The organism is Psychroflexus tropicus DSM 15496 (genome assembly GCF_000378765.1).
GTDB classification, from domain to species: Bacteria; Bacteroidota; Bacteroidia; order Flavobacteriales; family Flavobacteriaceae; genus Psychroflexus; species Psychroflexus tropicus.
This window is the reverse complement of record NZ_KB905342.1, coordinates 896,770-915,334: the sequence shown is the minus strand read 5'-3', so window position 1 is coordinate 915,334 and position 18,565 is coordinate 896,770. Positions and strand designations below refer to the sequence as shown.

Sequence of the window (18,565 nt, the reverse complement as noted above, 5' to 3'; positions counted from 1 at the left end):
GTCAGGAAAAGAGCTTCACTTTGGGTCTTGGACCTATCTGTTGTTTTGTACCCTTCATTTCGCTTCCCCTAACCGTCCCGATAGCTATCGGGACTGGTTAGGGACACTTCATTTCGTCACAAAAAACTGACAAGTCCGCCTTTTAATAGGAACGCCAAGCGCTTTGATGTTCTTAACCAGATGTTCAGTGAGGACTTCTTCTGGCCTCACTTCAACATCACTAAACATCCAAGCACTGGCTGACCCATTTTAAGGGGCTTTTAATGGATCAAGCCTTCTTTGTTTTTCGGGTCGTCAAAAAACAGGTAGCTAATAACCCATTCTATGTTTATCCCCCTTATTCACCTCGCTTAACTTATCTGTAAGCTCTGCTCTTAAGTGGTGTAAAAAGAATGGCTAAGGCGCTTATGGAACTTGTCAAGGCTATACGAGTTTTAGTCCACAAATAAGGTTTCTACTTCCTTGAACCCCGATAGCTATCGGGGTTACTACATCGCAGACACTCCTGATTTGTTCTCTAAAAGCCTTGACAAAACCCACTTGATCCATTGTGCTATGCACGGAAGAAAAAAACAAACACCCCTTAAAATTTAATCTGTTTTAAATGAATAGTTTTCTGAATCTCTAAATAGGTATTGTAAACAATGATCAGATAAACAAATAGAATTTTTTTGAAAAGGTCTAGGTAAGATTTTAATGAACGAATTTAAATCAAAAGGATAAAAATGATAAAAACATGCGTTTGTCTCGTAACTGTTTCAGATAAACATGTACTTTTATACACATATAACGAGTTGGGGCACATGTAAAAAATGAAAAAGACAGAGTATAAATTGACATTGTGGCGAGAAGGCCAAACTAATGCAGAAAGATTCTGTGCTGATATTTTAATAGTTGATGGCTTTAATTCAATCGACTCTCAAAGTCCTTTAGGTGGCCCTGATGGTCTTAAAGATGTTGTATGCGAAAAGAATTCTTGGACATATATAGGTGCTGCCTATTTTGCCACTACGCAAAAAACTTATGCAGCAATTCGAAGAAAGTTTGTTCATGACTTAGATGGAGTTGCAGCGAATAATGCAAATGGAATTGTATTTATAACAAATCAGAGTTTGTCGCCAACTCAAAAAAAAGCACTTAAGAAAAAGGCAAAAGACGAAAATGCCAAAGCCATAATTTACGATAATGAAAGACTACGAACCATTCTTGATTCAGCAATTGGATTTTCAATAAGATTAAAATATCTACGAATCAAAATGAACAAAGAAGAACAGTTGGCCTTCTTTGCTCATCAACAATCAAAGCTTAGTCAATTACTCAATGAGCAGAGTAATGAAATTATATCAGCATTATCTAAAAAAATTGACGCTTGTTGCAAAAAGTCTTTAGAATCAGAGAGTGCAATTAGTGAATTTATAAGTGCTACGCAAAGCACACTGAATTTCTTAGTCGAATCAACACAAAATGTAAAAAGTGATAAGAAAAGATTAGAGTTTCCAACCATTGAAACTTTGACAGTTGGAATAACTATTGAAGAATTATGTAGCATTCACAAGCTTATAATGTATGGTTTCAATGTGCCTGGTTTGGGAAGGCTAAGAACTCACAAAGTTTGGATTGGTTCACCTTCAGGAACCCCTGACAAAGTTGCATATACACCTCCTTCCCCTGAGAAAGTTTCTGAGCTTACCGAAGCACTGCTCAAGGAATGGAGAACAAACTATAAAAAAGTCTTATTGGGTTCTAGAAAAAAGAAAATTAAAGCAATTACTAAATTCCATGGTGATTTTCTGAGCATACACCCATTCATGGACGGAAATGGACGAGTTGCAAGATTTTTGCTAAACCAACAAGTCTCTGAACTATTGGGGCTTCAATTAAAGGTTGTTATTGAAGACAAACCTTCCTATTTCTCGGCTTTGACAGATGCTCAAAATAACAACTACGAAACACTAGAAAGAATTATCACACAAGCGATTTTTGGTGAAGAATAATAATAAAAAAGATGAGTAATCAAGCATACTTCAAAGTAGACACCAAACTAGCCGAATTACTAGGCGAAACGTATCGTTCGACCGAAGATGCTATTAAAGAACTTATCGACAACGCATATGATGCAGACTCTGAAAAGGTTGAAATATTCCTGCCTAAAGAACTGACACCAGACCCGAAAATAATTGTTTCCGACAATGGTTCAGGCATGAAAGAAAATGAAGTCCGTTCTGAATATTTGAACGTTGCTAATAGTCGGACAAGTAGAAAAGGTGACACAACCTTCAAGAAAAAAAGAAAAGTAAAAGGCAGAAAGGGAATTGGTAAATTTTCAGGACTTATGGTTGCTGAAATAATGCAAATTGAGACTTTCTCTAATGGAGTAAAAACAACCCTTAAAATCAACAAGTCTGAACTTGCCAAAGGGAATTATGACCTTGAAAAGGTGCCTCTACCTATCGAGACAGAAGCTTGTGACAAAGAAAAACACGGCACTACTATTACTCTTTTTGGACTAAATCAAAACTTGGACTTTCCAAGTTCAACTAGGCTCGGCCAAATTCTAATGTGGGATTATGGACGAGAACATGACTTTGAACTTTTCATAAACAACGAGAAACTTGGAGTTGAAGACTTGGCAGGAAAAACCTATGAAAAGAAAATTATCCACGAAGGAAAAGAAGCGACATTAATATATACAATAACACCAAAACCAATAAAGCAAGCAGGAATTGTAACTCGAGTTAATAACAAGATTATTGGTCGTCCTCAAAATCTTTTAAAAGATGATGACTTAATTCCTAAGAAGCTAAAGAATAGAATTTATGGCGAAATAATTTGTGACGATTTGGAAGACGATGTTACAGCTGACCATGGAGCCATTATTGAGAATAGTAAACTTTACAAGACCATTCTTGATGATACTACCAAAAAAGTTAAAAAGTCTGTGGACGAAGTTTTTGCCACAGACATGGAAATGGCAAGAGCTAGGTATCAAAGAAAGATAAATAAGGAACTAGCCAAACTACCAGTGTTTAAGCAGCCATTTGCCAAAAAAGCATTTTACAAGACACTTGAAAAGTTCTATGGCGAAACTGAAGACCGCATAAATACAGTTATTTCAGTTATGGTTTCTGCAATGGAGAAAGACCATTATTGGGATATCGTTTCAAATATTCAAGAGACCCAAAACCAAGACATTGAAAAGTTCGCAGACGCTCTTTCTGAATTTGGCCTTTTAGAAATGAGTATTGTAACCAGTCAAGCAATTAACCGACTGAGATATTTGGATGAACTAACCTTACTCATTCATAACCCTAAAACTCTTGAAAAGGACATTCATACTGCCCTAGAAAAAAGTACGTGGGTTCTTGGTGACGATTACTCTGTGCTGTTTTCTGACACCAACTTAAAAACAGCAATTAAAAATATGCTTGACAAGAAATACAAAGGAAAGAACTCTAAGAAGCGACCAGATTTATTCCTTGGTAGAACCATAAGCAGACGATTGTTGCTAATTGAGTTTAAAAGACCAAGTTTCACATTAACAAGAGAGACAGAAAGCCAGGCTCAACGATACAGAGACGAATTAGGGGAATATTTTGGAAATCAACCAATAGACATAATTCTAATGGGCGGTAAAATTGAAAAATCAATAAAGTCTGTTCAATCCGACATTAATTATATGAGCTATTTGGACTGTATTAGTTCAGCAAGGAATCGACTAGAATGGATGATAGTAGAATTGAAAAAAGAATAAAACACGATGCCCCAACAATGGCTATACGTAATGCGGGCGAAAGTGCTGATATGAAAGCAATTACATTAAATAAACTAACTGCTAAACGGAAAGTTAAGTGCCTTGAAATCCCGCACTACGCATAGCCGAGACCGTTGTGCATAATACTGACCCGTCCTGAATAAAGGCTACATAATTCAAACAATTATGTACAAAAATGACAAAGTGATCAGACGGTATTCGGAACCTTTTAAACTTAAAATTTTAGACGAACTTACCACCGGTAAATTAAACAAAAGTCAACTTGGAAAACTTTACGGGATCAATCCCACCACCATTAATGAATGGATCAGAAAGTACAACCGTAAAGACTTAATGAATACCCGAATTAAAGTGGAAACTAAGGATGAAATAACAAGAATTAAGCAGCTTCAAAAAGAGATTGAACAGCTTAAAAAAGTACTGCTAAAAAAGGATATGGATTCATTGATAGACGATTCATATCTTGAAGTAGCAGCGGAAAAGCTTGGCTATAAATCTGTACTTGAACTTAAAAAAAAACTAAGTATCAAGCCTTGATAAAAGCTAAGGAAAAAGCCAAGGGATTTGCTTCTTTAGCTTCTATAACTGAATCTTTTGGATTAAAGCGTGATGCCTACTACAAATACAAACGCAGAGAGAATCAACGCCTGGAAATAAAAGAAAAGGTAATAGCTATAGTCAAACAAAGACGTAAATCCCTCCCTAGAGAAGGCGTCAGAAAACTAAAGAAATCATTGAAAGATGAGTTTATTAAAGCTAATCTCAAAATTGGTAGAGATACCTTATTTAATATCCTTAGAGAACACAATATGCTCACCTTAAGAAAAAAATACACCTCTAGGACTACAAACTCCTTGCATAGGTTTAGAAAGTATAACAATATCATTAAAAATGTAGAAATCACAAGACCTAATCAAGTCTGGGCGAGTGACATCACCTACATCAGAACTGTAAAAGGGTTTTGTTACCTGGCACTAATTACAGATATGTACTCCCGTAAAATTATTGGTTATGACCTAAGTAATAGCCTTGAACTTAAAGGCTGCGTGAGGGCTTTAAAAAAGGCTTTGTATCAGGCAAATCATGTTGACAGACTTGTACATCATTCTGATAGAGGGATACAGTATTGCAGCAATGTATATACCCAAATATTAAAAAGAAACAAAATAGAAATCAGTATGACTGAAGAAAACCATTGCTATGAGAATGCAATGGCGGAGCGTGTAAACGGTATCTTGAAAGGCGAGTTCTATCTAGACCAGACCTTTACGGACGTGACTCACGCCAAAAGGGCAACAAAAAATGCTATTAAATTATATAATGAAGTAAGATTACATTTATCTTTAAACTTTAAAACACCAAATATGGTTTATAAATTCACAGCCTAAATTAATTTTAACCTGTAGCCATATTTCAGGACTAGACATACTGAAGAAACATATGAACTATAAAGAAAAATGGAAATTAATACTTGAAGAAAAACGATTTAGAGAAAAGTCTGCAACGATTGAAAGTGATGGACGAAATACTTTTGAGAATGACTATGGACGATTAATTTCAAGCGCACCTATACGAAGATTACAAGATAAAACACAAGTCTTTCCATTGGAGGAAAGTGATTATATCAGAACACGTTTAACTCACTCTTTAGAAGTCTCATATCTAGCAAGTTCCATTGGACAAAGTATTGAGAATCTGCTATTAAATAAGAAAGAGCTTGACTTAAGCCTAAAAGGTAATTTAAGTTCACTTTTGAGAGTTGCAGGTTTAGTACACGATTTGGGTAATCCACCATTTGGACATTTTGGAGAAGAAGCCATTAAAAAGTTTTTTAAACAATATTTTGAAAAAAATAAAAAAACATCACTTTCAGACCTTGAAAAATCTGATTTTGAAAACTTTGACGGAAATGTTCAAACACTAAGAATTTTATCGAAGTTATATTATTTCGGAGATGAGTTTGGTTATAATTTGAATTATTCAAGTTTAGCATCGATAATCAAATATCCATCGAACTCTTTAGAGGGAAATAAAAAGCCAACTACTGAAATTGCAAAGAAAAAATTTGGCTATTTCGTGACCGAGACAGAGACATATAAAAAAATTAATGACTATTTAAAATTAGGAAACAGAAGGCATCCTGTAGTTTACCTTTTAGAAGCAGCTGATGATATTGCATATAGTGCAGCAGATATTGAAGATGGAATTAAACTTGGTAAAGTTAATCTAGATGATATTGAAAGAATATTTGCCAAAAACTTAGATAAAAATAAAGAAGCAGTTTTAAATAAAATAAAAGACTTAAAAGAAAAATTCTGACGAAAAAAACATAGACACTTCACTTGTCATTCAAAAATTTCGAATTTTCACTCAACAGATTATGCTTGAAAGCATCGTTAAATCTTTTGAGGAAAACTATGAAATTATTATGGAAGGAAAATTAGAAGACGAAATAATAGACATTTCAGATGCTAATGACATTAGAAAAGCATACAAGAATCTTCAATACATCGTTTTTGACGACAAATCTATTTTAAAGAAAGAAATTGCTGGATGGGAAGCTATATATGGGTTATTGGAAATATTTGTAACCGCTTCTCAAAGCGAATCATTCAAGTCGGCTGGAAATAATTTAGAGGCTCGCCTATATAAAATAATTTCCACAAGCCATAGAAAAGTTTATGAAGATGTTGAAAAGTATTCAAATTCAGAATACAAAAAGTTACAATTAATCGTTGACTTTGTTAGTGGAATGACAGACAGATATGCAATTAGATTATTTCAGCAATTAAAGGGAATAAAAATTTAAAGTTTGGATTACAAAGACATTAAATCTCAATTTAAAATTCATTTTAATTCAGAGTTACAAAGCAATCCTGAATTTAAATATTTACTATACAACATATTTGTATATGGAAGTGCATATATAGTTGGCGGTTATTTTAGAGATTTTTTGAAGTCAAAAAAATCTAGAGACTTAGATATTATTATAGATTTAGAAAATAACAAATTACTTGAGATTATTAATGAGTCAAAGTACAAATACACTATCAACAGACATAAAGGAATAAAATTAGAATTCCAGAATTTGGTTGTAGATATGTGGAGTATAGAGAATAATTGGGCTTTTAAAAATGAACTGGTAAAACTCAACGAAAAAGACAAACTTAATAGTATTGCAAAAGGTTGTTTCTACAATTATGATTCATTAGTCATTAATCTACATTCTTTTAACCTCAATATTCAAAATTACCTGTCTTACGTTGAAAATAAAAAATTAGATATTTTACTGAAATCACCAATTTATAAAAATCTAAATCCAACAACAGAAGCCAACATTCTTAGAGCTTTTTTTTTAAAAAAAGTAGACAATATTCAATACACAAGGAATACCAAGAAATACTTAATTGATAAAATTGGTAAGCTTCGAGATAATGGATTTGACCCAATTAAAGCTTTAGAACAAACGAAGTTGAAATATCCAAAATACCAAAAGTTTTTGGACAATAAAGACCTTGAAACAATGATAAAGGATTTATATTCCTCAAATGAATTTGACAATCAATTCTATATTAATTTTTAAAAAGTACTATGCACAACAATGGTAACCGTTGCACAAGCCATTAAAACTCTTAAAAATGAGTTGTTTTAAGCCCTTTTCAGGGCTTTCATATTTTAAATAAGTTGGATTTACCTCAGATTTAGAGGGCTTAAATTGAAGCTAATCAGGTTTAGGTAAGCATCTATTTCAGAAAACAAAGACCGTAGAGCTTTTGCTCCACTTTTTGCCCGTTTTGAGTGAACAACTTCTCTTGATACTCCATTTTTTCCTTGCATTACTAAAGATAATCAATTCCAAACTTCACAATGCCAATCAATTATATATATTTACAAGAAATTGAATTGTGCAACTGGCACAATGGCTATACGTAATGCGGGTTAAAGTGCAAATATTAAAGCTATTACATTAATCAAACTTATCGCTAATAGGAAAGTTAAGTGCCTTAAAATCCCGCACTACGCATAGCCGAACCGTTGTAAGTAATTTAACCAAATCGATAATGAAATACCTAATCCTAATAATTATTTGTGTAATTATACAATCTTGTGGTTCTGATTGCACAAATGTCTATTTTACTGAAAACGATAAAACTTGGTTCAATAATTACGAAGCAGGAAATAAATTGATCTTCAAATCGCAACTCAATGATTTTGATACAATTTTTATTACTAATAAAATTACAAAAGAACCCAAAGGAGAATGCCACCCTTTTGTTTCTAATTTTGACAAAGAATTTGCTCGTATAGATTATAAAATTAAAAAGGACACTTTCAATTTAGTCGAAGACTATTTTATACAAATCAATGCGAATGAGAAATTAGATGACTCAAGTCCCGTAATTCGGCTATTGAATTTAGAGTATAGTAATTACAATCATAATTTACCGAAAATACAAACATCCGAATTGAATTCTGAATGGGAAAACGTATATACTTTTAATAAAGATAATTGTCCTTATTCCAACCTTAATGGAAAATTTGGACTGACTGAATTTCAATGGGATAAATACTATGGACTTGTCTCTTATACAAACGACAAAGGCGAGAAATGGATATTAATAAAAAAAGAATAAAAACTACTTACAACAATGGTAATCGTTGCACAAGCCATTAAACTCTAAAAAATGAATCGTTTTAAGCCCTTTTCAGGGCTTTTATATTTTTGATTGGGTTGGATTTGCACTAAATTAAGGAATACAAGATTGTTATTTTCTTAATAGAAGTCTTTTATCTGAACTTTTTTATTTATTTCCCTCAAGCTCTGAAAGACGCTTTTGAAGTATAGATTTCGTTTCTTTTAAAGAATCATTGGCATCCACTAAAGCGTTGTTCGCTTTTTCAAAAGCATCCAATTGACTTTGCAGATAAACTAATTTTTCTCGTAAAACTTCTGGATCAGTTTCTTTTAAAATTGAGTCTGCGGAATCTTTTTGTAGCATTGAACCTTCACCTGTTAGTATCCACTCGGCGCTATATTGGGGATAATTATCAACCAAAGCAAAGAGCCATTTCGCTTGAATGTCAGTTCCTTTGCTTATTGCTCTGGATAAAACACCTTTGCTAGCACCAATTTTCTTTTCCAAACTGGTAATACTAATCCCTTCTTTTTGGGCAATATCAGTAAAAACTTGTAAAATATTTCTCATAAGGAAGATAATTATCTTCAAAATATTAGTTTAGTTGAAAATTATCAACTATATTTGATCATGTTCCGATAATTGGAACAAACCAATGAACAGGCAAACTTACGTAATTTATGAAGAAAATTTATAACACCGGTGTAGTAAAAGCCCTCGCATGCAAATATGAGGTAACTCCTCGCTACATACGCTATTGTCTCAATGGTGATAGAACTCCTGTTTATGCGGATGAACTAAAAGCAGAATATTATAAAAAAGTGGAGCAAGTAGAGAAGGCTTTGAATTCAGATAAATGAAGAATGGGAAGCTTGAATATCTCCTTCAGCTAAACAATAAATATAGTTTTTCAATTGAATAACGGGTAAGAATTAAAAACACATTATTATGTTACAGCGTATTTACGATTTATTAAAACAAAATGATCCACGGGCTATGAAACTCATCTATGACAGATATGAGCGGAGTATCTTTTGGGTAGGCAAACAAACCATAGATGATGAATTTGTCATCGAAAACATCCTTCAAGATACCTTTCTCACCTTGTGGCAGAAAAGAGATACTATAGAACGCCCAGAACATATTTACTTTCTACTGCGTTATGTAATGAAAAAACAATGCATCTACTACTATTGTCGCCCCAAAAATGACTTTCAGAGAAAGATCAACAGCTTAGAAAAATATGACAACTATCAGGACTATATGCATGGTTACGATCCCGAGCAAGACAACCAGCATCTTAAGGATCATGAAGAAGATCAGAAGGCTTTCAATCGTATTAAGAGTATCTTTCCTTTGCTTAGCCCTGAAAGAAAACACTTGATTGAACTTTGTCTAAGCCATGGTTTTCAGTATAAAGCGATAGCCCAGGCGATGGGAACTAGCATTACCCAAACAAGCAATGACATAAAAAATGCTATTGAGGATATCAAAACCATCATCCATACAGGAGGTAACCACAAACCAAAGCTAGCCATGTCCATTAAAGTCCACGGTAAGATGACCGAAGAACAGCAAAAGGTTTTGAAGCTCCGTAATGAAAAGCAGTATTCATTTGCCAGTATCGCCAAAGAACTCAACCTAACTCAAAAGGAAGTCCACAAGGAATTTATGACAGCCTATAAGCTTATGCAGTTAAAACACGATCAACAACAATCTGCATAGCCATGGGAAAAGATACAATCAAACTTACCCGAAAGATCCAATTACTGATCGACCTGCCTACTTATGAAGAACGTAAAGAAGCCATAGGTAAACTCTACCAGTGGCAGAACCGAAGCTATAGAGTTGCAAATCTTATGGTGTCTCACCTCTATGTTCAGGAGATGATACATGAGTTCTTCTACCTATCGGATCACATCAAGTACAAGCTAGCCGATGAAAAGAAAGATGAAGATGGCATCTTTAAGACCTCCAGAATCAATACGACCTACCAGGTGACCTCCAAACGCTTTAAAGGTGAAATGCCTACCAATATCATTTCCTGTCTAAAGGCAAGCCTGTATAGTAGGTTTAAAAAGAATAGAGAGGCTTATTGGAAAGGGGAGTGCTCACTCCAAAATTTTAGAAGAGACATGGCTTTTCCTTTTACTACTGAAGGCATGAGCAAACTGATCCATGAACCCGAAAAAAAAGCCTTTTGTTTCAGACTCTTTCAAATACCAGTAAAAACCTATTTAGGCAAAGACTTTACCGATAAACGCAAATTACTGGAACGAGTCGCTAAAGGAGAAATCAAACTCTGCACTTCCCACATCAAAATGAAAGCGGATAAAATCTTTTGGCTGGCTGTTTTCGAAATAGAAAAAGAACAACATGAGCTTAAACCCAATGTCATAGCAGAAGCATCACTGTCTCTGGAATACCCCATTGTGGTCAAAACCTCAAATGCAAAGCTTCAAATTGGATCCAGAGAAGAATTTCTCTACCGAAGACTAGCGATACAAGCCGCCCTAAAAAGGGCACAGAAAGGAGCTAGCTATTGCAAATCAGGTAAAGGGAGAAAACGCAAGACAAAAGCAACTAATAAGTTTAGAGAAAAGGAGACCAATTATGTCTACTCAAAACTACATCTGTATAGTAGAAAGCTGATTGACTTTTGTATCAAGCACCAGGCAGGAACGCTTATTCTCATAGACCAAAAAGAAAAAGTAAGCCTGGCCAAAGAAGAAGGTTTTGTCTTTAGAAACTGGAGCTATTGTGATCTGATGACTAAAATAAAATACAAAGCTGAAAAGGCAGGTATCGAGTTAATCATAGATTGATGATCTAAAATGAGGGTGCTTGTACACCCGCAGGGTGAGGTTGAAAAAGACACTCACTAAATGCAAATAGCATATACAACGCGTGGGTTTTTCTTATATCATAAATGATTTCAAGGGGCCTAATTAAAAAAAAAGAAGGCCAATTTCAACTTAAAAAATTTACATTTTTAAAGTTTGGCACTTCAAATTTTGAATTTGAATCAAAAGCCGATAGGTATGGATTTTTGTCCCCGAGGGGGACGAAAAGGAGTAGCAAGAGGGTAACACGCTGCGCGATGTTACGAATCCCTTTTCTGTTTTAAATACCTAATTATCAAACATTTAAATAATAGTCAAAAAATTAAAATTCACAGATTTGCGACAAATGCCCTGTAAAAGCCCATTTTTAGAGGAGGATTTGCGACAAAATCAAAAAATAGAATTGTTTCTTAAATAAAAATAATGACTTCAAGTTTCTTCAAAAGATAATGTTAATTCACATGTTAAAGCAAATAAAAAGAATGATATGTCTGATTTATTCAAATCTACATTTGTTTATGGTTTGAAAAAAGCGAATTTACCTGACTCAAAGTTTTGGAATGGTATCGAAATGAAAGAGTAGACTAAATACGAGAAACTACCATTTAGGTGTGATTTTAATTATGATAGTTTAACCCAGCTAACTTTTCTATATACTCAGCTAAACTTTCATTTCTATAGTATTTTCCATCTGGTGTTCTAACTATTTTTCCAAAATATCTAGTGAAAATTAAAGAAAACAATTCATAACTTTGGTTCTTACAAAATCCATAAATAGCTATATAACCTAAATTATTATTTACAAGATTATCATCTAAAATAGGTTCATTACTTTTTATCAAGACCTCTATTTTATTAATAATATTCTTTTTTTCAATGATTACTTTTTTATGACCCCCAAATTTGGTCGTTGCAACATTTTCTAAAAACATTTTTTCATTTTTACACTTTTCTGGACTATTATCTTTACAACCAAAAAATAAATAAAATATCGACACGAATAAAATTTTAGTCAAAGCCATTCTTGTTTTCATATTTCTGTGAGTCAGGGAGTCTATTGTTTAAATCATATGGTAATAATTTCGATTGGCTACTATAAGCACGACCAGGACCGATTCCAGGAGAAATAGATTTAGAATGTCCTGTATAAATTACATTAAATAATTTATACAGGCCTGTAAATAATCCTCCGCCAACACCTTGGGCTGATATGTCGAATCCTATTTCTCGACCTTCTAAACTAAATCTATCAAAGGTTTTTTCATTATTGGCAAAATATGTTTTTAGTGAAAGGGAAGCAGAAATGTCAGAACCTAAATTTTGAGCTTTATCTCCATAAACGTAGACTTCACCTTGATTAGGGCCTTTCAGAAATGCAGCTATAGTAGTAGATCTACTTTGACCATACCCCATCGTGATAGAACCTGCAAACTCTACTCCTATGGCGCTTGCCCCAGGATGAATGTCTAAATGAGTGGCTAAAATTACCTCTGCGTAATCTGGACCACCTGTTATTCCATTAATTAGAAAATGATTACCCTTAATATCAAAAGTTTCTTTAAATTCAGTAGTCCTGATCACTAATATTGGTTCTAACTTACCTGTAATTCTACTATACATCCTTACAATTATGTCTTCGGGGATACCACCTGTTTCGTCATAAAAACGTAAAGGATTATTATTCATACCCCAATATGGAGAAAAACCAGCTTTTATAGGGTCAGTAGTTAACCAACGACCTATACTACTATCCCACAGTCTTAATTCAAAAGAATTTATACTTCCTCCGAGTTCTTTCTCTTTTTCAGCAAATTCACCTTGGTATCCGTATCTATAATCTCCTTCTACATTTCTATTAGGCATCGCTATCCCGCCTGAAAAGTAATCTAACAAACTTTTTGAGCTTTCGACCTTACTAATATAAAAAAATTACGGTTTTATTGCTACTCCTTTGGCTTTCTGATGCAATGGTTGAATACCTTTAAAAGAAATTAACCATGAGTTCGTTTGGTAAAAAATTAAGTGAGTGCAGGCAAGCTAAAAACCGTTCGCAAAAAGACTTGGCTAATTTATTGAGTACTTCCTATTCTGTAGTTGGCAAGTATGAATGTAACGGGGCCGTGCCATCTGTTGGGACAGCCAAAAATATTGCAGAGGTCTTTGATGTTTCTCTAGATTATATGGAGGGCGATACTCCAAAACCCTCTTTTGACAAAAGGATGATGTAATGATTGCAGGATTTTGAACTGCTTACCTAGGAGGAAAAAAACACTTATTTTGCCCCTCCTCGATTCCTTCTTAAGGGATGTGCTAAGACCAAAAGGGCGTATTTGTAAAAAAAGCTACCTGTAACAGTAGCTACAGTATTTTCTATTTTTTCTAAATGTTATCAATTAAAAGGTTCGTTTACCATAAACTCATTGAACATATAGCCATTTAAAACATTCAAATTCTTATCCAAAAAAGTAACGTAAATTATCCCTGCATCACTTACTGCATATTCAGTTTTTTTATACAGTTGTTTCAATTCCTCATATTCATCTTTGTCCAACAATTCCAATATCAAATCATTTGTTTTTTTAGTGTCTATTGCTAACTCATTGGTAATGTCTTCAATTTTCGATTTTCTATCCGATTTTAAATAATATGCCTTTGTCAACGTATCATTTTGATAAAAAAAGATTTCAGTGTTTAGTGCATCAAAATTACCGTTAGGATATCTAAAATATTCTATAATTACAAAATCACTGTCAATGTTTTTGTTATTTTTATTATAAAAATGCAGCAACTTGTTTCTTGCATTCTCTTCAGATACTGTAAAACTATAAGAATTAATTTTTGGGTATTTAGTTCTATAAAAGCTATTTATTTTGTCTATGTTGACAGATTTACACCCAACTAATATTAGTGTCAATATGAATATTTTTTTTAAATGTTTCATTAATGTTCAATTTCTCCTTGAATTAATGGGCCAACTTGTAAAATAACTACAGGTTTAGGGGCGATAGTTGAAACAGGTTTATGAAAAAACAAACCTCTTGGCCAGAATAATTTTGAAGATTCATACGGCTTTCCATCCGAAATACCATAATGTGTGCGCAAAGGCAAATCCAACGCACTTCTAAACATATTTTCCCAATGGCTTGCAAAATTTTCGTCAAAGGAACTTGATTGACCATTTAAACTAAACCACTCATTCCCATTATAAAACCCGTTGTTTTTTGAGTACAAGTGCCCCAATTCGTGAGCAAGGGTAATCTCATAAGGACTTTTCTTAATCCCAGCAGTCGTAGGCGTACTAACAGTAGCTTTATTATCAATCCATATTCTACCTCCTGTTCTATGAGCCCCTCTCTTATAAACAATACTATAAGCATCATCAGACTTCACCAATTTGTTTATAACTCCTATATTCTCAATTTTACCATCATTGATTACATAGGAACTCGTAGCGTAATCGAGTTTTCCAAGTGCAGATCTTGTAGCATTTAAAAATTTATCATGGCCACTATAAATATTACCACTCTTATCATAAAGGTTTCCATTTTTATATTCATAAACAATGCCCGCTTTGTTAGTAACATATATTCTACCTCCATCTATGTCTATTGTAGTCATAGGGTTATTCCCCATTCCGATATATGGACTTGAGAACTCGCCATAAGGGTCAGGGCTTAACCATCTCCCGATTCTGCCGTCCCATAACCTTAACTCAAAAGCCTCCTTTCCGGTCTCGGCATCTTTCTCTTGCCCTTGATATCCATAACGATAATCCCCTTCCACATTCCTGTTGGGCATCGGCATACCAAAGGGGTAGTAATCTGTTTGATTTATCAAAGACATAATCCCTTTTGAATCTTCCATTACGACTGCTCGTACATTCCCTAAATGATCTGTCAATTGATAAACATAAGTTCCACCTTGTATATTTTCTGCTCCTCTTTTTATTAGTCCAATTCGACTATTACCGTAAACAGGATTCTCTTTTAAAACAGGTTGATTTTTTGACCCTACTAATGGATTACTCAAAGCTTCACTTTCATATATTGATAAAACGGTACCAGACACATCTCTAACATAATAAGTGGTATAAGTAGTACTGTTATTATAAAATTCTTTTCTAACTCTATGGCCTTTATCGTTATAATAGAAAGCAATTTTGGGAGCAGACGCCACTTCTAAATTAATATTATCGATATGAACAATCGTTTTGTTGCTTAAATCATGATCAATATCTACTCGGATTTTAATTTGCTCTGTATTGGGGGTAAACTCTAAAGTTTCATTTTTTTCATAATACAATGTGCAGGGATTACCTATTTCTAAAGAATCACTAATAATTTCAGGGTTAGGGGTGTTATAGTTGTTTGATATTATTACATTTCCAGAGTTGTCTTCTATAGTAACTATATAACCAATTGGATTATCTAAAGCGGGAAATCCCTCAGAAATTTCTGCATCTACTTGTTTAGCAATAATGTCTAAACTTAAACGATGTAATTTCCCAGATATAGTCTTTAATGTTCTTGATACGTTTAAATGTGGATCACCAACTTGTGAAGACGGATCTAAGTCTTTTTCAGTCAGCATTAAATTATTTCCAAAATTTTCTTTTAATAAATGACATGGTGTTATTATAAAATCTCCGCTTTCAGTATAACTCGTTATAAATTGACCGTAATTTATCAATGAATTCGTATTAACTCCAGGAAACCATGAAAATGCATCTTCGTCTGTAGCATTCTCAAAATCTTCCTTAAATAAATAAGTCCATTCACCTGTGTTTTCGTCTGTAAAATTATTAATACTAGTGACTAAGCCTGATGAGTTATATTCATAACCAATTTCATCTTGCAAATTTGTTACTAACTGACCTATATTATTATATAAATAGTTATCCTGTTGAAAGATACTTTGATCTCTCAAGTCATCATATCTTAGGGGGTCTGAATTATCATTACTATCTTCAATGTAACTTAATTGATTGGTCATTGAAGAGTAGTGGTATGTGAATTCGTCCATATCATTACTACCTGCACCATCAGTATACCCATTTCTAAAAAGTGTTTTTATATTTCCATTGGCATCATAAGATCCTATACCTACACTATAATCTTGATTTGCACTAGGTTCAAACGTCACATTACCATTTTCAAAAGTATTTGTACCAAAACGTGCTTTGGCTAGCCAATTATTTTTGTTGTATTTAAAAGAAAAAGCATCAGTAAAATTCGATTTGGCCTCTTGGCCATTATGCCATCTTAAACTGCTTATATTACCATTAAGTTGATATAAAGCACTATTATTGGCAAGCCCTTCCAAATTTGATGCTGACCTTTTAAAATCATCTGGATGATAATCGATAATCATTCCAAAAACATCTGGTTTAAAGCCATTGTTTAGAGGATTGTCATTGCCTGGGTCGGTAAAACCTGTATTTAAAGGAGAATTTATAGCTTTTAATTGACCATTTATATTATAAACATAATCAATTCCCTGCAAATCTTCTCCAAGCTCAGTTCGTCTTAGGCTACTGTCTTCATTATAAAAATATTCCGCATTCTCTGTGTAGTTAGTATCATCAACAGAAGTACTAACTTTTTTTAATTGGCCTCCCTCATTGTATTCATATTTATGAACAAAGCGATGTGAAGGCCTATGCCTGTTTAAATCCACCTTGGTAGTATTTCCTGTGACTGGATCATAAGTATAATCTATCGTATGAAGCCCCAAATTATTTATATATTGAACAACCCACTCTACTCTTCCATAAACATCATAACTATACCAGGTAGTTGTCGTTTCTGGAGAAGAAGTAGAAGTTTTGGCTACATTGCCATATAAAAATCTAGGTTTGTATTGATCTAGAAAAGAATAATTTTCTGAAAGACCAGGCAAAACTATACCCCCATCTAGCTTATCATAAGTAGTAAGTTGTAATTCTTTGTTGCTAATGAACGATGGCGGAATAGGATCCTCAGGATTTAAACCTTCAAACGGTAGCTGACCGATATTAGCAACCCCGCTCACTATTGGTCTACCTTGAGTATCATACTTAGTAAATGAAATTTCATTTTCAACTTCTTGCTTACTGTTTTGAGAAAAACGAATTTGACCATCTTTTCTATATTTAAATTTCGCAGACCCTTCATCTGGTGATGTTGTCTCTAGAAGTTGACCTAATGAATTATATGTGAATGAGCTTTCCAAATCTTTACTTAAGGGTTGTGTACTTTTAAGTAATCTCCCTGCTTTATCATATGTGTTTAAACTATAATCGTAGTAATTAATATCATATGTTAAACGAATGATTTGATTCTGACTATAATTCCAAACATAATCAGACACATTACTGTCTATTTGAACACGATAAACTCCATGGTCAAGATTAATGTTAGAGTCTGAAGACGATATTAAAATTTCTTCAGTTTCAAGATCGTAAATCTTAAGAAAAACTTCATTAGGCAAATTAGATACAGACAAGCCAGAACATCCAACTGGGATATGTATATCAACATATCCTAGTTCAGAAATTTCAGACGTTACTGAGTAATTTGTTGGATTGCTGTTTTCTTCATCACCGCTCCTGGCAGCTGCTAAGACCTTACCTTCACTGTCAGTAAATACTATAGTCTCAAAACCGTTAACATCTCTATTCACCGTCTTGAATATGTCATGCTTATCATATGCGTTATTATTAAACGCATTCGGCTTTGATAACTCTTGCGTTGCAGGCATACTAAATCTGTAACTTTGCAACCATTCTCCATTCACCTTATTCAATCCCAAAACCTTGTGTGCTTTTCCAGGATCTAAATTACTATACAATGTACGAATATATGGGTAATACGTTTGATCTTGATAGGTGTATGTATTATTTAAATAATAATTTCCAAGCTTACCATTAGAGGATATTTGACTTGGGTTATTTAAATTAGTCTCAAAATCTGAATTTGTGAAAAAATTACCACTTGAATTTAGAATAAAATCATTTTCATTATATCCAAAATTATTTCCAATAGGAGCTGATAAAGTTTGTAAAGCTTCTCTACCGTGTGAATCGTAAAAAGTTTGAGAAGCCCAAATTTTATTATTCAAAACATCCCAGGATTGAGACTGGGAAGGTTTACCTAAAAGGTTAAAATAATTTACACGTTGAAATATACTAGCGCCAGTTAAATCATACTGAATAGCACTAGTCCAGTTCTTATCTGAATCTGACAATGGATTAGGTGGAGTATTTTGTGAGACCGCAGTAAATGTTGATAAACATATGATAAAAAAATAATGGAAGAAGTTTTGATTTTTCATAA

The 18,565-nt window shown here is 33.6% G+C and carries 17 protein-coding genes; 12 read left to right on the top strand and 5 right to left on the bottom strand.

Going from position 1 to position 18,565, the window contains the following annotated elements; all coding sequences use genetic code 11:
- Positions 1–812 precede the first annotated feature (812 nt).
- From F598_RS14905 to F598_RS0104125, 8 genes are all read left to right on the top strand, one after another.
- Positions 813–1,994, top strand: a complete 1,182-nt coding sequence (locus F598_RS14905; protein ID WP_019037769.1) for a Fic family protein — start codon at positions 813–815, stop codon at positions 1,992–1,994.
- A gap of 11 nt (positions 1,995–2,005) precedes the next feature.
- Complete coding sequence (locus F598_RS0104160) at positions 2,006–3,751, top strand: ATP-binding protein (protein ID WP_019037768.1); 1,746 nt, start codon at positions 2,006–2,008, stop codon at positions 3,749–3,751.
- A gap of 186 nt (positions 3,752–3,937) precedes the next feature.
- A complete protein-coding gene (locus F598_RS0104150) occupies positions 3,938–4,309 on the top strand; it encodes a transposase (protein ID WP_019037766.1) in 372 nt (123 codons plus the stop codon).
- Complete coding sequence (locus F598_RS0104145; RefSeq protein ID WP_019037765.1) at positions 4,306–5,160, top strand: IS3 family transposase; 855 nt, start codon at positions 4,306–4,308, stop codon at positions 5,158–5,160. The genes F598_RS0104150 and F598_RS0104145 overlap by 4 nt, the downstream gene beginning before the upstream one ends.
- Before the next feature lie 52 nt (positions 5,161–5,212).
- The gene (gene dgt, locus F598_RS14900; protein ID WP_051080723.1) at positions 5,213–6,091 is read left to right on the top strand and encodes a dGTP triphosphohydrolase; all 879 of its coding nucleotides are present in this window, start codon (positions 5,213–5,215) and stop codon (positions 6,089–6,091) included.
- Between the two features lie 61 nt (positions 6,092–6,152).
- Positions 6,153–6,581: a hypothetical protein gene (locus F598_RS14895; protein WP_051080722.1), complete on the top strand. Its 429-nt coding sequence runs from the start codon at positions 6,153–6,155 to the stop codon at positions 6,579–6,581.
- 3 nt (positions 6,582–6,584) lie between these two features.
- Positions 6,585–7,355 (top strand): nucleotidyltransferase family protein, encoded by a 771-nt coding sequence (locus tag F598_RS0104135; protein ID WP_019037764.1) that lies wholly within the window; start codon positions 6,585–6,587, stop codon positions 7,353–7,355.
- A gap of 478 nt (positions 7,356–7,833) precedes the next feature.
- Positions 7,834–8,406: a hypothetical protein gene (locus tag F598_RS0104125; RefSeq protein ID WP_019037762.1), complete on the top strand. Its 573-nt coding sequence runs from the start codon at positions 7,834–7,836 to the stop codon at positions 8,404–8,406.
- 168 nt (positions 8,407–8,574) lie between these two features.
- Here F598_RS0104125 and F598_RS14890 read toward each other — a convergent pair whose 3' ends face one another.
- The gene (locus F598_RS14890; RefSeq protein ID WP_019037761.1) at positions 8,575–8,979 is read right to left on the bottom strand and encodes a hypothetical protein; all 405 of its coding nucleotides are present in this window, start codon (positions 8,977–8,979) and stop codon (positions 8,575–8,577) included.
- 110 nt (positions 8,980–9,089) lie between these two features.
- On the opposite strand from F598_RS14890, the gene F598_RS0104115 reads away from it, so the two are divergent.
- The 3 genes from F598_RS0104115 (at position 9,090) to F598_RS0104105 (ending at position 11,234) form a co-directional block, all read left to right on the top strand.
- Entirely contained in the window at positions 9,090–9,269 is a 180-nt protein-coding gene (locus tag F598_RS0104115) for a hypothetical protein (RefSeq protein ID WP_019037760.1), read from the top strand.
- An 88-nt stretch (positions 9,270–9,357) separates the two neighbouring features.
- Positions 9,358–10,134, top strand: coding sequence for an RNA polymerase sigma factor (locus tag F598_RS0104110; protein ID WP_019037759.1), 777 nt, complete (start codon positions 9,358–9,360; stop codon positions 10,132–10,134).
- A gap of 2 nt (positions 10,135–10,136) precedes the next feature.
- Complete coding sequence (locus F598_RS0104105; protein WP_019037758.1) at positions 10,137–11,234, top strand: hypothetical protein; 1,098 nt, start codon at positions 10,137–10,139, stop codon at positions 11,232–11,234.
- A gap of 635 nt (positions 11,235–11,869) precedes the next feature.
- On the opposite strand, the gene F598_RS0104100 is transcribed toward F598_RS0104105, so the two are convergent.
- Both F598_RS0104100 and F598_RS0104095 read right to left on the bottom strand, forming a co-directional pair.
- Entirely contained in the window at positions 11,870–12,286 is a 417-nt protein-coding gene (locus F598_RS0104100) for a hypothetical protein (RefSeq protein ID WP_019037757.1), read from the bottom strand.
- Entirely contained in the window at positions 12,261–13,145 is an 885-nt protein-coding gene (locus F598_RS0104095) for an RHS repeat-associated core domain-containing protein (protein ID WP_033408272.1), read from the bottom strand. Before F598_RS0104095 ends, F598_RS0104100 begins: the two co-directional genes overlap by 26 nt.
- Before the next feature lie 104 nt (positions 13,146–13,249).
- Here F598_RS0104095 and F598_RS14385 point away from each other — a divergent pair, with 104 nt between their 5' ends.
- On the top strand, positions 13,250–13,480 hold the full coding sequence (locus F598_RS14385) for a helix-turn-helix domain-containing protein (RefSeq protein WP_019037755.1): 231 nt from the start codon (positions 13,250–13,252) through the stop codon (positions 13,478–13,480).
- 161 nt (positions 13,481–13,641) lie between these two features.
- Here F598_RS14385 and F598_RS0104085 read toward each other — a convergent pair whose 3' ends face one another.
- Both F598_RS0104085 and F598_RS0104080 read right to left on the bottom strand, forming a co-directional pair.
- Complete coding sequence (locus tag F598_RS0104085; protein WP_019037754.1) at positions 13,642–14,193, bottom strand: hypothetical protein; 552 nt, start codon at positions 14,191–14,193, stop codon at positions 13,642–13,644.
- On the bottom strand, positions 14,193–18,563 hold the full coding sequence (locus tag F598_RS0104080; RefSeq protein WP_083925438.1) for an RHS repeat protein: 4,371 nt from the start codon (positions 18,561–18,563) through the stop codon (positions 14,193–14,195). Before F598_RS0104080 ends, F598_RS0104085 begins: the two co-directional genes overlap by 1 nt.
- Between the last annotated feature and the right edge of the window lie 2 nt (positions 18,564–18,565).